10 protein-coding genes and 1 pseudogene are annotated in these 15,454 nt (G+C 62.6%); 4 read left to right on the forward strand and 7 right to left on the reverse strand.

Annotated features, from left to right (window positions below; genetic code table 11):
- Both E0L37_RS21795 and E0L37_RS19605 read right to left on the reverse strand, forming a co-directional pair.
- Positions 1-178 (reverse strand): annotated as a pseudogene (locus E0L37_RS21795) (aromatic hydrocarbon degradation protein); the annotation flags it as partial.
- Between the two features lie 613 nt (positions 179-791).
- The gene (locus E0L37_RS19605; protein ID WP_236564200.1) at positions 792-1,073 is read right to left on the reverse strand and encodes an addiction module antidote protein; all 282 of its coding nucleotides are present in this window, start codon (positions 1,071-1,073) and stop codon (positions 792-794) included.
- 465 nt (positions 1,074-1,538) lie between these two features.
- Here E0L37_RS19605 and E0L37_RS19610 point away from each other — a divergent pair, with 465 nt between their 5' ends.
- From E0L37_RS19610 to E0L37_RS19620, 3 genes are all read left to right on the forward strand, one after another.
- Positions 1,539-3,065 (forward strand): fumarate hydratase, encoded by a 1,527-nt coding sequence (locus E0L37_RS19610; protein WP_133493342.1) that lies wholly within the window; start codon positions 1,539-1,541, stop codon positions 3,063-3,065.
- A 59-nt stretch (positions 3,066-3,124) separates the two neighbouring features.
- Entirely contained in the window at positions 3,125-3,961 is an 837-nt protein-coding gene (locus E0L37_RS19615) for a hypothetical protein (protein WP_133493343.1), read from the forward strand.
- 179 nt (positions 3,962-4,140) lie between these two features.
- Complete coding sequence (locus E0L37_RS19620) at positions 4,141-5,835, forward strand: metallophosphoesterase (protein ID WP_133493344.1); 1,695 nt, start codon at positions 4,141-4,143, stop codon at positions 5,833-5,835.
- A gap of 89 nt (positions 5,836-5,924) precedes the next feature.
- Here E0L37_RS19620 and E0L37_RS19625 read toward each other — a convergent pair whose 3' ends face one another.
- From E0L37_RS19625 to E0L37_RS19645, 5 genes are read right to left on the reverse strand one after another with little or no spacing between them, the layout of a single operon-like run.
- Positions 5,925-8,750: an FAD-binding and (Fe-S)-binding domain-containing protein gene (locus E0L37_RS19625; protein ID WP_133493345.1), complete on the reverse strand. Its 2,826-nt coding sequence runs from the start codon at positions 8,748-8,750 to the stop codon at positions 5,925-5,927.
- Entirely contained in the window at positions 8,747-9,418 is a 672-nt protein-coding gene (locus E0L37_RS19630; protein ID WP_133493346.1) for a lactate utilization protein, read from the reverse strand. Before E0L37_RS19630 ends, E0L37_RS19625 begins: the two co-directional genes overlap by 4 nt.
- Positions 9,415-10,854 (reverse strand): LutB/LldF family L-lactate oxidation iron-sulfur protein, encoded by a 1,440-nt coding sequence (locus E0L37_RS19635; RefSeq protein WP_133493347.1) that lies wholly within the window; start codon positions 10,852-10,854, stop codon positions 9,415-9,417. Before E0L37_RS19635 ends, E0L37_RS19630 begins: the two co-directional genes overlap by 4 nt.
- Complete coding sequence (locus E0L37_RS19640; RefSeq protein ID WP_133493348.1) at positions 10,851-11,672, reverse strand: (Fe-S)-binding protein; 822 nt, start codon at positions 11,670-11,672, stop codon at positions 10,851-10,853. The genes E0L37_RS19635 and E0L37_RS19640 overlap by 4 nt, the downstream gene beginning before the upstream one ends.
- A gap of 14 nt (positions 11,673-11,686) precedes the next feature.
- Positions 11,687-13,378: an L-lactate permease gene (locus tag E0L37_RS19645; protein WP_133493349.1), complete on the reverse strand. Its 1,692-nt coding sequence runs from the start codon at positions 13,376-13,378 to the stop codon at positions 11,687-11,689.
- A gap of 223 nt (positions 13,379-13,601) precedes the next feature.
- Between E0L37_RS19645 and E0L37_RS19650 the strand changes: the two genes are divergently transcribed.
- Positions 13,602-14,366 carry a GntR family transcriptional regulator gene (locus E0L37_RS19650; protein WP_133493350.1) on the forward strand — a complete coding sequence of 255 codons (765 nt, stop codon included), beginning with the start codon at positions 13,602-13,604 and terminating at the stop codon, positions 14,364-14,366.
- Positions 14,367-15,454: the final 1,088 nt, after the last annotated feature.

The following is a 15,454-nucleotide window of genomic DNA, read 5'->3' on the forward strand; positions in this document are numbered from 1 at the left end:
AGACCTGGGTGTTGAACATGGAGAGGGCCTGGACGGTGGCGACGTCACTGGGCAGGACACCGTAGGTGGTGGCGATGTTACCCATGTTCGCGCAAGCGATCGCCGGGGCAAGCAACAGCGCCGCGGCCCCAAGGCGTCGTGGCCCGAGATGGGGCTTCAGTCGGGAACGGGAGATCATTTCAGGAAATCCTCCAAAGATTATTGTGGTCGTTATTGCTCTTTTTCTTTATTTGCGTTTTCGCGTTTTCTTTTTTGTTTTAAGAAAGAGGCCATCTTCATGATTGGCAGCCAGAGCCTAGGAGCGGCCGGCCGGCGCCCATAACCGGCGATTGAGAATGGTCGGTCACGTTTTTTGTTTTGGGTTTAAAAGGTGATTTAAAACAAAGAGTTAGGATGGTTTTTAGGAGAAGTGGAAGGCGCTGGGCGAAGCGGTGAAGAGGATAAGAACAAGGGATAAGTAAACAAAATGGTGTCGTTATTCTACCTTTTTCCTGTCTTTTTCGGACAAAAGGTCGACGCTCTGTCCTTTAATGAAGAGCGGCGACGGGATTATTAATTGATTGGAGAAATGTATTTTAAAAAGGGGACAGGAAAAGGGGGCGGCCATGGGCAGCCTCTGAAAAAACGTCATCCCGGATCAAGCCCGGGATGACGGAGCCGCTGTGGGAAGCGAGCTTGCTCGCGAATCAGCTTTGGCGTTTTGGGGGCTATTCTCTGGCAAGCCAGCTTCCCACAGCGGCTTTGTAGCCCGGTCTGGAGCTGGCCCTGCTGGCGAACAGAGAGGGAAGGGATCAGCGGGGTTTCACTGTCATATCAATACCCAGTGCCCGCATCACCGCCAGCGTGGTTTTGAGCGTCGGGTTGCCTTGCTGGCTGAAGGAGCGGTAAAGCTGTTCGCGGGACAGACCGGTTTGCCGGGCGATTTCCGTCATGCCTTTGGCGCGGGCCACCACACCCAGCGCATGGGCAATGTAGCCGGCATCGCCGGTGGCGAAGGCTTCCGTCATGAAAGTGGCGATCGCGGTTGGAGAGCCAAGGTCTTCCGCCGGATCGTAGGAGGTTAATGCATCCACGTTTTTCTCCATTCCCGGGCCCGCCAGCGTTTGAATACATCGGTTTGTCTGATTTCCAGAACAGATTGTGGTTTATAAATCACGGTTTGGCAGCATCCTTTTGAACCCAGGGCCTCGCGGCGGCTTTGGTGCTTTTGGCCCTGTTGTTTCAAACGGATGTCTTGACGGATGTCGGCGCGGACTTCAATTGATGTCCGCTTTCTTCGAACGTTCCGTAGGAATAGATCCCCGTTTTTCCTGAGCGGGCCTCCTGGGAAACCCCATTCGCTGCTAAAGCGGCTTCCCACAGCCCGGCTTACGAAGCCGCTGTGGGAAGCGAGCTCGCTCGCGAATCAGCTTTGGCGTTTGGGGCTATTCGCTGGCAAGTCAGCTCCCCACAGCGGCCTTGCATATCCCCATGCCGTGGAGCCACGCCCGGCCATGGGCTATAATGCGCGCCCCTCGTTCCAGCCAGGAGTGCCCCCAATGACGGTGATTCGCCAGGACGATCTGATCCAAAGCGTGGCCGATGCCCTGCAGTACATCTCCTATTACCACCCGGTGGACTTCATCCGCGCGGTAAAGGAAGCCTACGAGAAGGAAGAGAGTAAGGCGGCCAAGGACGCCATGGCGCAGATTCTGGTGAACTCGCGGATGTCCGCCATGGGGCACCGCCCGATCTGCCAGGACACCGGTATCGTCACCGTGTTCGCCAAGGTCGGCATGAACGTCACTTTCGAGGCCTCCCCCGGGGAAGAGAGCATGTCTCTGGACGACATGATCAACGAAGGCGTGCGCCGGGCCTACAACCACCCGGACAACGTGCTGCGCGCCTCGGTGCTGGCCGATCCGGATGGCAAGCGCGCCAATACCAAGGACAACACGCCGGCGGTGATCAACTATTCCATCGTGCCCGGCGACACCCTGGAAATCGACGTGGCCGCCAAGGGCGGCGGTTCCGAGGCGAAATCCAAGTTCGCCATGCTCAACCCGTCCGATTCCATCGTCGACTGGGTGCTGGAGCAGGTGCCGAAGATGGGCGCCGGCTGGTGCCCGCCGGGCATGCTCGGCATCGGTATCGGCGGTACCGCCGAGAAGGCCATGCTGATCGCCAAGGAATCCCTGATGGATCCCATCGACATTCACGAGCTGCAGGCCCGTGGCCCACAAACCCGGGCGGAAGAACTGCGCCTGGAGCTGTTCGAGAAGGTCAATGCGCTGGGCATCGGCGCCCAGGGCCTGGGTGGCCTGACCACCGTTCTGGATGTGAAAGTGGCGGATTATCCGACCCACGCGGCCAACAAGCCGGTGGCGATCATCCCCAACTGTGCCGCCACCCGCCATGCCCACTTTATTCTTGACGGTAGCGGCCCGGCGGATCTCAAGGCGCCGGATCTCGAAGAATGGCCGGACATTGCCTGGGGCAATGATGAAGGCGCCAAGCGCGTCAATCTGGACACCGTGACCCCGGAAGAAGTGCAGACCTGGCAGCCCGGCGACACGCTGCTGTTGTCCGGCAAGCTGCTGACCGGCCGTGATGCCGCCCACAAGCGCATGGTGGATATGATTTCCAAGGGCGAGAAACTGCCGGTGGACTTCACCAACCGCTTTATTTACTACGTTGGCCCGGTGGACCCGGTGGGCGACGAGGTGGTGGGCCCGGCTGGTCCGACCACCGCCACCCGCATGGACAAGTTCACCCGCACCATGCTCGAGGAAACCGGGCTGATCGGCATGGTCGGCAAGGCCGAGCGTGGCGATACCGCGATCCAGGCGATCAAGGACAACAAGGCGGTTTACCTGATGGCCGTGGGCGGTGCCGCTTACCTGGTGTCCAAGGCGATCCGCAAGTCCCGCGTGGCGGCCTTCGAGGACCTGGGCATGGAAGCGATCTACGAATTCGAGGTGGAAGACATGCCGGTGACCGTGGCGGTGGATTCCAATGGCGAATCGGTACACAAGACCGGCCCGGTGATCTGGAAAGAGAAGATCGCCGCCAAGAAGTCGGCATAATCCTGTCTCGCTTCCGCTCCGGGGAACCTCTCGGGGCGGAACGCGTCAGACACACCACTATGAATACTCTTGCGTTGTCTCGCTATGGGGCATTGGCGTTGTGCGTCCTGTTGCTGGGGGGGTGTGCCGGTCTGCGGCAAACCGCCGGCGGCTGGCTCGGCCTGGCTCCGGCGCCGGCCACGGTGGCCGGCCTAGACTACGCCACCCAGAAGCGACTGGGGATCGACGAGCCGGCCTGTGACGAGTTGGCCACGGCGTGGCGGGGGGATCGCTGGCTGCCCGATGATCAGCGAGCGGGTCTGATTGCCCGCTGTGGTGTCGGGGTGCGCGGGGCGCTGACTGCCCGTGAACAGGATCAGGAGCTGGATCGCCTGGTGTCCGAGGCCTGGGACGCCACTATTCAGGCGCGGCTGGAACGTGAGCGGCGGGAACGTCGCCGTGAGCAGGTGCGTCGTGCCATAGCCCTGGCCCGGGAAGAGGCCGAGGCCCGCAACGACTCCGCCGCTGACGACGCCATGGCGGAACTGCGCGAGCGCATGGCGGACGCGCATATCCTGCAAGTGCTCAGAGAAGTGCCGGACCAGCCGCTGGCCTATGCTATCGGGCAGCCCTCGGAACGCTCCATGAAGGAATTTCTCTCCTGCCTTGAAGTGGCCTATCCCAATGAAGGCTATGAGACGCAATGGGAGGGCGACAGCTTGTCGGTGCGCGCGCTCAACGCCACCATGCCCCGGGGAGACGTGAACATCGACACCCAGTTTGTCAGCGTCTGGAACACCTGGATGCTGAAGTCCCTGAGTGTGGCCGAACTGCGGGCCACCAACGCCCAGGATCGCTTCATGCTGGCTCAGAACCTGGTGGCGGGGCAGTGTTATGACGTGGATGGGCGGTTGTAGGTGGCCGGGCTCGTCGAACCCGTTCGCTTGCAGGCAAGCTCCCACAGTGGCTTCGTAGTTGTGCCTGTTGTGTAGGAGCTTGCCTGCAAGCGAATTTTATCCGTAGTTGATCGAGACATCTTCCCGTCATCTTCCGGCGTCATATTCGGCGCTTTAGCGCTATTTGCCGGGAGAATTTCATGTCAACGATGAACGCGTCCGTATGGACCGTGTTAGGTGCCTCATTGGTGCTGGCTGCTTGCGGGGGAAGCTCCTCCAGTTCCGATTCCGGCAATCCGCCATCGCCACCTCCGCCGGCGCAGGAGCGCGCCCAGTTCCGCGTCTTGCCCTATGTGCAGAATCCCACCGCCCAGGCCATGACGGTTATCTGGTTTACCGAGGAAGACCTTCCCGGTGAGCTGGTGGTGAAAAACGTGGGCACTTTCACTTCCGAGCCGGTGCAAGCCGGTGCCTTGACCTATGGGCAGGTGGAGGTGGATTACATTCACTCGGAGAACAATCTGGGGGCGATCCACGCCGGGGTGGAGCCGGGACAGGCGCCGTCGTTGCCCTACAAACACGTGGTGCGGGTGGATGGCCTGGAACCGGCCACGACCTACCAATATTCCGTGCCGGGAGCGGATCGGGAGTTTGCCGCTGAATTCACTACCGCGCCGGCGACCGGTGCCCGCCAGGCAGTGCGTTTCCTGGCTATGTCGGACATGGAAACCGAGCCGGAGTCCACCGGCAAAACGGTGGCGTGGAGCGCCAATGGTCTGAATGCCGGTCTGGATAAACTCGATACCGATCCGGACACCTACAGCCGCCAGTACCTGGTGGATCAGACCACGGGCTTTCAGGCCAACCTCCGCTACGCCAAGGAAAGAGCGCCTGATTTCTGGGTGATCGCCGGTGATCTGGTGGAAAAGGGCGGCCGCCAGCTGGATTGGGATGAGTTCTGGCGCCATGCCGCCGGCGAGTGGAACACGCTGGCATCGCAAACGCCGATTTTCCCGGTCATGGGCAACCATGAGAACTATTGGCATCCGGAAGGGGGCGGTTATACCCAGGCGGCGGCGATGCTGGCCTATGACAAGTTCGCCACTTACTGGGACCTGCCCGCGAATCAGGGATCGGATGAGCGCTACGAGAAACGTTACTACCGGGTGGATTACGGCCCGGTGACGCTGATCAGCCTGGACTCCTCCAATGGCGACGACAGCGACCCGGCCAAGGACACCAACCTGATGCTCGACGGCAGCGCGGCACGGCTCCCGGACTTCAACCGCTTCGGTGAACAGTGGAATTGGGCGGTACGTGAACTGGCCGATGCCCAGGCCAAAGGTCAGGTGATTTTCGTGCAGTTCCATCACTCTGCCTTTGGCACCGGTGTGCACAGCCTGCCTTCCGGCAGTGCCGGCATCGCCAACAACGAGGACAATCAGTCCGGTGTGCCGATGCGCGTGTATCACGAATTGTTTACCCGTTATGGCGTGGTGGCGGTGCTGTCCGGTCATGATGAATTGTTGGAATACACCAGCCTGGACGGGGTGCACTACTGGGATGTGGGATTCGCTGGTGACGGCCTGCGTGGCCCCGGCTACGCCCCCACCACCACCTATGTACCCTTTGATCTGTTGCCGGAGGAAGCCCAGGCCAATCACTGGAGTGCCCACGGTGACGCGCCGGAATCATGGAACGGGGATCAATTGATCGACGGTGGCAAACACTACGGTTTCCTGGAGGTGGATGTTCGTCCGGTGGGTGAGTATGACTTCGAAGTGGTGGTCACGCCGCGTTACGCGTTTCCAATCAGTGACGCGTCCGGTGCCTTCACCGGCGAGTTTGATTTCCGCCAGTACAGCAAGGTAGTGAGAATACCGGTGCAACGCTGATCACGGCCCATTCGCGAGCGAGCTCGCTTCCCACAGCGGCTTCGTAGCCTTCTCTGTGGGAAGCTGGCTTGCCAGCGAATTCCTGTTTTCTAGAGCCTGGCCGTGGTCGCCCGGTCCACCAGGTACACCAGCCCGTGATAATCAATACCGCCATGATGGCTCAGACCGATCTCGCAGGTGCGGCTGGTGGAAATGCCTTCATCGCAGTGCTGAACGGTGTTGCGCAGATCGCGCAGCGCGTGGGCGTTGAGCTCCGGTGTGGTGAAGCCTTTGTCGCCGGCGAAGCCGCAGCAGTGAATCCCTTCCGGTACCACCACATCGAGGGCGCAGCGGCGGGCAATCTCGATCAGCCCGGCGCTTTCCCCCAGGTGTTGCGTGCTGCAGGTGACGTGCACCGCCACCGAAGTGTCCAGTGGTGAAAAGGTGAGCCGGGGATACAACTGCTCGCGGATGAACTTCACCGGATCGTACAGTTTCAGGCGTGGATCCAGGCCGCCTTGTACCAGCCGCAAGGTGCAGGGGCTGGTGTCGCAGTACACCGGATCCTCGCCGTCGCGGCTGGCTTTGAGCAGGGCCGCCGCCAATTGATCCCGTTTACGCTCTCCCGGTTCCGGGTAGCCCTTGGAAGCAAAGGGCTGGCCGCAGCACAGGCTGTCCAGATCCTCCGGAAACACCACCTCGAAGCCTGCTTTTTCCAGCAGTGCCCGGGTTTTGTCGATCAGTGGTACCTGTTCCGGGTCACTTAGTGACGGTCCCATGGTGCGGGATACGCAGGCGGCCAGATAGACCACGCGCGGGCGTTCCCCGGCGGAAAGCGGTTGATGTCGGGGCAGGGAAGTGGCTTGCGGCATGGCCGGCGTCCACAGGGGAATGCGTTCTCCGGACAAACGCCGAAGGCCATTGGCAAGCGTTTGCAGCTGTTCCCCGCCGAGCAGTTTTTGCGCGGTGGTGGCGCCGCGCAAAGTGATCCGGGTGGCGCCGAGCGCGCCGCTGAAATGATCGGCCAGCCGGTCGGCGGTGCCGGTGTGCCGGGTCTGTCCGGCTCTTAATTCACGCACCAGATCGCCGGTATTGATGCCCACCGGGCAGCGCTGGGCGCACAAGCCGGTGGCCGCGCAGGAATCGATGCCGCGATACAGATAGTCGTTCCACAATGGTGTGGCGCCAGCGCCGGAGCGGCGTTTGGCCTGGATGTCCCGCCACACCACGATGCGCTGGCGCGGTGTCAGGGTCAGGCCGCGGGAAGGGCACACCGGTTCGCAGAAGCCGCACTCGATGCACTTGTCGACGATCTCGTTGGCGGCGGGCAGCGGCTTGAGGTGCTTCAGGTGAATGCGCGGGTCCTCGGACAACACCACATCCGGGTTGAGGATGCCGGCGGGGTCCAGCAGCCGTTTGATTCTCCACATCAGCTGATAGGCGTCGTGGCCCCATTCCAGTTCCACGAACGGCGCCATGTTGCGGCCGGTGCCGTGTTCCGCCTTGAGCGCGCCGCCGAAATCCTCCGCCACCAGTCTGGCCACGTCGCCCATGAAGGCTTCGTAGCGTTGCACCTGGGCCGGATCGTCGAAGCCCTGGGTGAATACGAAATGCAGATTGCCTTCCAGGGCGTGGCCAAAGATGATCGCTTCGTCATAACCGTGTTTATCGAACAGGGTGAGCAGGCCGCGCACGCCGTCGGCGAGTTGTTCCACCGGGAAGGTCACGTCCTCGATGATCACAGTAGTGCCGGTGGCGCGCACCGCGCCCACCGCCGGGAAGGTGCCTTTGCGGATGGCCCAGAGTTGCTCGTTGACCGCTGGATCGGTGCTGAAGTCCACCTGCTTTTCCACCGCGAACGACGCGAGGGCCTGACGGATCCCCTGTAATTGCTCTTGCAACAGGCTTTCGGCGGCGGCGCGGGATTCGATCAGCAGCGCGCAGGCGCCGTCGGACAGGCCCGGCACCCAGTCGGGCATGCCCGGTTGATCCTGTACCGAGCGCAGGCTGCGGCGGTCGAGCAATTCCACCGCCGATACCGGCTGTTGCTTCAGCACCGGCACCGCCCGGCAGCAGGTGTCCACGTCGGGAAACACGATCAGGGCGCTGGCCCGGTGCGGGTATTCCGGCACGGTGTCGTAGGTGACCGCGCTGATGAAACCGAGAATCCCCTCGGAGCCGACCATCAGATGGGTGAGGATTTCCAGCGGATCGTCGTAATCCACCAGCGCGTTCAGGGACAGCCCCGTGGTGTTCTTGAGACGGTACTTGTGGCGAATGCGACTGCTCAAGGCGTTGTCGGCACGAGTCTCCCGGCCCAGAGCCGCCAGTTGTTCCAGCAGGGCGGCGTGACTTTGCCGGAAGCGCGTGACGCTGTCCGCGTCCTCGGTGTCGAGCACGGTGCCGTCGGCCAGTACCAGACGCATGCCGGCCAGGGTGTGGTAGGTATTCTGGGCGGTGCCGCAGCACATGCCGCTGGAATTGTTGGCGACGATGCCGCCGATCCTGGCGGCGTTGATGGACGCCGGGTCCGGGCCGATCTTGCGGCCCAGCGGTGCCAGCCAGGCGTTGGCCTGGGCGCCGATGACGCCGGGTTGCAGGCGGATCTGTGCGCCGTCGTTGCGAATTTCCCGGCCGTTCCACTGGTCGCCCAGCACGATCAGCACGGAATCACTGATGGCCTGGCCGGACAAACTGGTGCCGGCGGCGCGGAAGGTCACCGGCACCGCGTGTTCGCCGGCCAGCGTCAGCAGCGCCACCACTTCCGCTTCCGTTTCCACCCGGATCACCAGCTTCGGAATCAGGCGGTAAAAGCTGGCGTCGGTGCCGAACGCCAGGGTGGACAGCGGGTCGTCGAAACGCCGTGCGGCGGGAATCAGGGTTTCCACCGCCCGCAGAAAAGGGGCGGGCAGCGGGCCATGGTCGGCAGCGGTCATGCGTCCTCCAGAATCAGTACCACCAGGTCCTTGGGGCCGTGGGCGCCGTAGGCCAGTACCTGCTCGATGTCGGCGGTCTTGGACGGGCCGGAAATCAACAGCGCGTTGGTGGGCATGCCGGCGCGCCAGTTCAAGGCGCGCTGGGCTTCATAGAGATTGTCATGAATGGTGCTGGCGCGCAGCAGCGCGAAATGCACCGGCGGCACCAGACTCATCAAGCGCGGTTCGTGGCGGTCCGGGCACAGAATCAGACTGCCGGTGGCGGCAATGGCGCCGACCGTGCCGGTGAGACTGGCCGGAGTGTCATGGAACAGCTCGGGCTTCCACTCTTCCACCGGCCGGTCATAGGCGCGCAGCGTTGGCGCATCGGAACGGCGCTGCCAGTATTCGCTCAGTTGCCGGCCATGGTCGGTTTCCGGTGCGATCAGCAGGCGGGTCAGCTGTTTTTCGGCGAGCAGGGCGGCCAGCAGATCGGGCCATTGAGCCTGGCTGGTGAGATGAATTTCCGTGTGCACCGCTTCCATCAATTCCCGCAAGCGGGCAATGCGCTGCTCCGGCGGGTAGCGCCAGGGCTCGGTGACCAGCGTCTGGTCGAAATCGTCCGGCAGCGCTTCGGTGCCGGTCAGGCTGCGCCGGAGTTTGTCGAGAATGCGGGCTTTGGCGCTCATCGGGACTGCTCCAGATGTTGGCGGGCCAGTTCGTGCAGGGAACGGGCGGCGGGTTTCGGGGCGCAGCGATGCTCGGTCCAGGGGCCGAGACGCGGGGGTGTCAGCGCGCGCAAGCGGGTGGCGAAAAAGCGGAACAGCCGGTACAGCAGCGGGCGCGTGTACAGTGTGCGCCAGAGCGTCCAGACGGTGCTCTCCAGTGCCGAGTATTTGCTGCCCTGGCCGCGCATCACCGCGTGCTCCGGGTCGGGGCGGGACACGTTTTCTTCGCGCAGCCGCCGCAACAACGACGGAATCGGAATCCGCACCGGGCAGACTTCACCGCAGGCGCCGCACAGGGAAGACGCGCTGGGATGGTCCGGCACTTTGTCCAGGCCCACCAGGTGCGGGGTGATGATGGCGCCGATGGGGCCGGGGTAGACCTCGCCGTAGGTGTGGCCGCCGACGCGGGTATACACCGGGCAGTGGTTCATGCAGGCGCCGCAGCGGATGCAGTTCAGGGTCTGCCGCAGTTCACCATCGGCGAAGGCCTGGCTGCGACCATTGTCGAGCAACACCAGATGGACTTCTTCCGGCCCGTCGCGCTCGCCGTCCTGGCGCGGACGGGAGATCATGTTGATGTAGGTGGTGATCGGCTGCCCCAGGGCGGAACGGGTCAGTAATGACAATAGAGGCACCACGTCGCGCAGATGGGCGACCACTTTCTCGATGCCGGTGACGGCAATGTGCACCTTGGGCACGGTGGTGCTCATGCGGCCGTTGCCTTCGTTCTCCACCAGCACCAGGGTGCCGGTTTCGGCCACCGCGAAATTGACGCCGGAGACACCGATGTCGGCGTCGAAGAATTTTTGCCGCAGCACCCGGCGGCCGGTCTGGATCAGTTGGTTGACGTCGCGGGTGTAGGGCTCGTCCAGTTCCCGTTCGAACAGCCTGGCCACCTGGTCGGCGTTCTTGTGGATCGCCGGCATGATGATGTGCGAGGGCTTTTCGTGGTCGAGCTGAATGATGTACTCGCCCATGTCCGATTCCAGACATTCGATACCGTGGTCGGCGAGGACATGGTTCATGTCCATCTCCTCGCTGACCATGGACTTGCCTTTGATCACCTGTTTGGCCTGACGGCGCTCGGCGATGTCGAGGACGATGCGGTTGGCCTGCTCGGTGGTTTCCGCCCAGTGCACCTGGATGCCATTGGCGGTGAGATTGTTTTCCAACTGTTCCAGCAAGTCCGGCAGCCGGGACAGCGCGCGGGCGCGGATGTGATTGCCCAGGGTGCGCAACCGTTCGCGCTCGTCGGCGTCGCTGAAGGCGGCGGCGCGCTTCTCCATCAGTGAGTCCATGGCACCGCGAAAATTACGTCTGAGTCGGGCGTCCCTCAGGGCGTCGTGGGCGCGGCTTTTGAATTCATCGGCTAGCGGGATGCGTGCGGGCTGGCTCATGGCTGGCCTCCGGTGCGTTGCCAAAGAAAGCTGGCCAGGTGCTGGCCTTGCAAGGGCGCCCGCTGTTTTTCCAGGGCGCCGTTGATGTTCATCAGGCAGCCGGCGTCCGCGCTCACCACGCGGGCGGCGCCGCTGTCGCGCAGGGCGCGGGTCTTGTCCGCCACCATGGCGCCGGAGATGTCCGGCATGCGCACGCAGAAAGTGCCACCGAAGCCGCAGCACTCGCTTTCGTGATCATGGTCCACCCGGCGTACCCCGGACAACTGATCGAGCAGGGCGCGGGCGTGGTGGTGGGTGTGCATTTCCCGGCGGGCGCTGCAGGAAGTGTGCAGGGCGACCTCGGTGGATGGGCCTTGATCGCGCAGCTCGACGCGGCAAACGTACAGCAGGAATTCCGCCAGTTCATAGGTGCGCTCAGCCACGGCCCTGGCCAGTGCCAGGGTATCCGGTTCGTCGGCGAACAGTTCCTGGTAATGATGACGGAACATGCCGGCGCAGGAACCGGAGGGCACCACCACCGGCCAGTCCTGGTCGAACAGCGCCAATTGCGCCCGCGCCACGTCGCGCGCCTGGTCGGTGTAACCGCTGGTGTAGGCCGGTTGGCCGCAGCAGCTCTGCGCCTGGGGGAATGCAACCTGGATTCCCTCCCGCTCCAGCAGCCGGATGGCGTCCATGCCGGCCTCCGGGAAAAACAGATCCACCACGCAGGTGCCGAACAGATAAATCCGCTCGGGTTTGGGCTCCGGGTAAATGCGCGGCGCGGCGCTCGGCTCGGCGACGCGGGTGGCCTGGGGAACGAAGGTGCGGGGAGTACTCATGGGGGGCGATTCCTTCATTGAACCAGCGGGTCGGTGACGCCGAGCAGATAGAGTGTCACCAGGGCAATCAGTCCCGTTATCATCACATAATAAAACGTCGGCCAGATGGTTTTGCGCAACGTCGCCCCTTCCTGGCCGAGCAGGCCGACGGTGGCGGAGGCGGCCACCACATTGTGGATCGCCACCATGTTACCGGCGGCGGCGCCCACCGCCTGGGCCGCCACCATCATGGCACCGGACAGCCCGAGGTTGTGGGCGACGCCATACTGAAACTGGCTGAACATCATGTTGCTGACCGTGTTGGAGCCGGCCAAAAAAGCCCCCAGCGCGCCCACGGCGGGCGCGAACAGGGGGTAAATGCCGCCGACGCTATCCGCTACGTAGCGGGCCATGGCAATCGGCATGCTAGGCAGATCCGAGGCATTGACGCCGGAGTTGATCAGAATCCGCACCATCGGCACGGTGAACAACAACACGAACCCGGCGCTGAGTAGAACGCCGGAGGATTCCTTTACCGCCGCGCCCAGGGCGGCGGGTTTCATGCGGTGCAGGAAAAAGGTGATGGCCACCACCGTCACCAGGATGCCGCCGGGCAGATACAGCGGCTGGACGCTGGCGCTGATGCCGGCTTCTCCCAGCAGGTCGGTGCAGCCGACGGCCACGCTCTTCAGCGCCGCGCTGATGTCCGGGAACACGCGGCTGATCACCAGGAACAGGCCGACCAACACATAGGGCAGCCAGGCGCGCAGGGTGCCCATCGGGCGGGCGGCCAAATCCGCCACCTTGATTTCCAGACTGCCCAACCACTGCCGTGGCCAGTGTTCGGGGGCGGCGAAATCCCACTGCCGTTTGGGGACCAGGAAATTCAGACGAATGGCGGTGGTAACGATAGCCAGGCCGATCAAGCCGCCAAGCAGGGAGGGGAACTCCGGACCGAGCAGCAGGCCCGTGGCCAGATAGGGCAGCGTGAAGGCCAGGCCGGCGAACAACGCGAACGGAAGCACTTCGAAACCGGCTTTCCAGCTTTTTTCCTTGCCGAAGAAACGCGTCAGCATCAGCACCATGATCATTGGCATGACGGTACCCGCCAGCGCATGGGTGATGGCCACGCCACTGGTGATCTGCTGCAGGAACTGCTCCCAGCTGGAACCGCGTTCGGTCAGCTCGCGGCTCAGGGAGGCGCTGTCCAGACCACTGGTGACGCCCACCACGATCGGGGTGCCGACGGCACCGAAGGAGACTGGCGTACTTTGCACCAACATGCCCATCAGTACCGCCGCGAGTGCCGGGAAACCGATCGCCACCAGCAAAGGGGCGGCGATGGCCGCGGTGGTGCCGAAGCCGGAGGCGCCCTCGATGAAACTGCCGAACAACCAGGCGATGACGATGGCCTGAACGCGGCGGTCCGGGCTGAGCGTGGTGAAGCCCTTATGAATCACGGCAATGGCGCCGGAATGCTTGAGTGTGTTGAGCAGCAACAGGGCGCCGAAGATGATCCACAACAGACCGATGGTGATCACCAGCCCCTGCAGCGTGGAGGCGAGCAAGCGGTTCAAGCTCATGTCCCAGACCAGCAAGGCGATCAGGGCGGTGAACAGATAGACCACCGGCATGGCGCGGCGGGCCGGCCAGCGCAGGCCGATCAGTAGCAGCGCGGCGAGCACGATGGGGGAGAAAGCGAAAAGAGCAAGCAGGCCGGGTTGCATGGTATGACAGTCTCCTCGGCATTGTTGTTTGCATTATCGGCAAGGTCCTTGTAAATTGGTCTTACCAATTATCCAAATTGAAAAACTAGCCTAAAAGCTGATCTCTGATGCGTCAAGCCGGGGATCGGTACGACCTTTGTCTATCCACTGTGGATAATGGGTGGCGTGAAGGTTTGCAGCGTCGTAGGATAATTTAATTGGTAATACCAATTTGAGAGGTGGCATGAATACGGGGCAGGTTCGTCATCGGCGACTTTCCGATGAGATCGTGGAGAAGCTGGAAACGATGATTCTGGAGGGCAGTTTCAAAGCCGGAGAGCGTTTGCCGGCGGAACGTGCCCTGGCGGAGCAATTTGGTGTGTCGCGGCCTTCTCTGCGTGAGGCGATTCAGAAACTGGTGGTGCGGGGGCTGCTGACCAGCCGCCAGGGCGGCGGTACTTTCGTGGCGGAGCAGTTGGGCTCCACTTTCAGTGATCCGCTGCTGCATCTGCTGGAAAAGCACAGCGACGCCCAGCAGGACCTGCTGGAATTTCGTCATACCCTGGAAGGGGCCTGTGCCTATTACGCCGCGCAACGGGCAACGGAACTGGATCGCCAGCGCCTGCGTGATGCCTTTGACAATTTGCACCGCTGTTATAACGACGCCGAGGTGGCCCGTGCCGAGGAGGGCGCCGCCGATGCCGCCTTCCATCTGGCCATCGCCGAGGCCAGCCACAACGCGGTGCTTCTGCATACCATTCGTGGTCTGTTCGAACTGCTCAAGCACAACGTGGTCACCAACATCGGCGGTATGTACGAGCAGCGGAATGAAACCCGTGACATGTTGCTGGCCCAGCACCGTCAGCTTCTCGACGCCATTCTTGAACAGCGTGCCGAGGATGCCCGCGCGGTGGCTCAGAATCACATCAGCTATGTGCGCGAGGTGCTCGATGAGGCGCGCCAGCAGGCCCAGCGCTTGGAGCGGGCGGAGCGACGGGGGCGGCGTTGAGGAGCGTCAGACAATGTCATTCGCTTGCAAGCAAGCTTCCCACGGCGGCTTCGTGGTTTGTTGCTGTGGGAAGCGGCCTTGGCCGCGAATGCTCCTTCGGGTCGTTGGCAATTCGCTTGCGAGCAAGTCTCCCACGGTGGCTTCGTGGTTCGTTGCTGTGGGAAGCGGCCTTGGCCGCGAATGCTCCTTCGGGTCGTTGGCAATTCGCTTGCAAGCAAGTCTCCCACGGCGGCTTCGTGGTTTGTTGCTGTGGGAAGCGGCCTTGTCCGTGAATGCTCCTCCGGGCCGTTGGCAATCCGCTTGCAAGCAAGTCTCCCACAGTGGCTTCGTGGTTTGTTGCTGTGGGAAGCGGCCTTGGCCGCGAATGCTCCTCCGGGTCGTTGGCAATCCGCTTGCAAGCAAGTCTCCCACGGCGGCTTCGTGGTTTGTTGCTGTGGGAAGCGGCCTTGTCCGTGAATGCTCCTTCGGGTCGTTGGCAATTCGCTTGCGAGCAAGTCTCCCACAGTGGCTTCGTGGTTCGTTGCTGTGGGAAGCGGCCTTGGCCGCGAATGCTCCTTCGGGTCGTTGGCAATCCGCTTGCAAGCAAGTCTCCCACGGCGGCTTCGTGGTTCGTTGCTGTGGGAAGCGGCCTTGTCCGTGAATGCTCCTCCGGGCCGTTGGCAATTCGCTTGCAAGCAAGCTTCCCACGGCGGCTTCGTGGTTTGTTGCTGTGGGAAGCGGCCTTGGCCGCGAATGCTCCTTCGGGTCGTTGGCAATTCGCTTGCGAGCAAGTCTCCCACAGTGGCTTCGTGGTTCGTTGCTGTGGGAAGCGGTCTTGGCCGCGAATGCTCCTCCAGGCCGTTGGCAATTCGCTTGCAAGCAAGCTTCCCACGGCGGCTTCGTGGTTTGTTGCTGTGGGAAGCGGCCTTGGCCGCGAATGCTCCTTCGGGTCGTTGGCAATCCGCTTGCAAGCAAGTCTCCCACGGCGGCTTCGTGGTTTGTTGCTGTGGGAAGCGGCCTTGGCCGCGAATGCTCCTTCGGGTCGTTGGCAATTCGCTTGCGAGCAAGTCTCCCACAGTGGCTTCGTGGTTCGTTGCTGTGGGAAGCGG

Source organism: Alcanivorax sp. 24, assembly GCF_004360225.1.
In the GTDB taxonomy this organism is placed as follows: Bacteria; Pseudomonadota; Gammaproteobacteria; order Pseudomonadales; family Alcanivoracaceae; genus Alloalcanivorax; species Alloalcanivorax xiamenensis.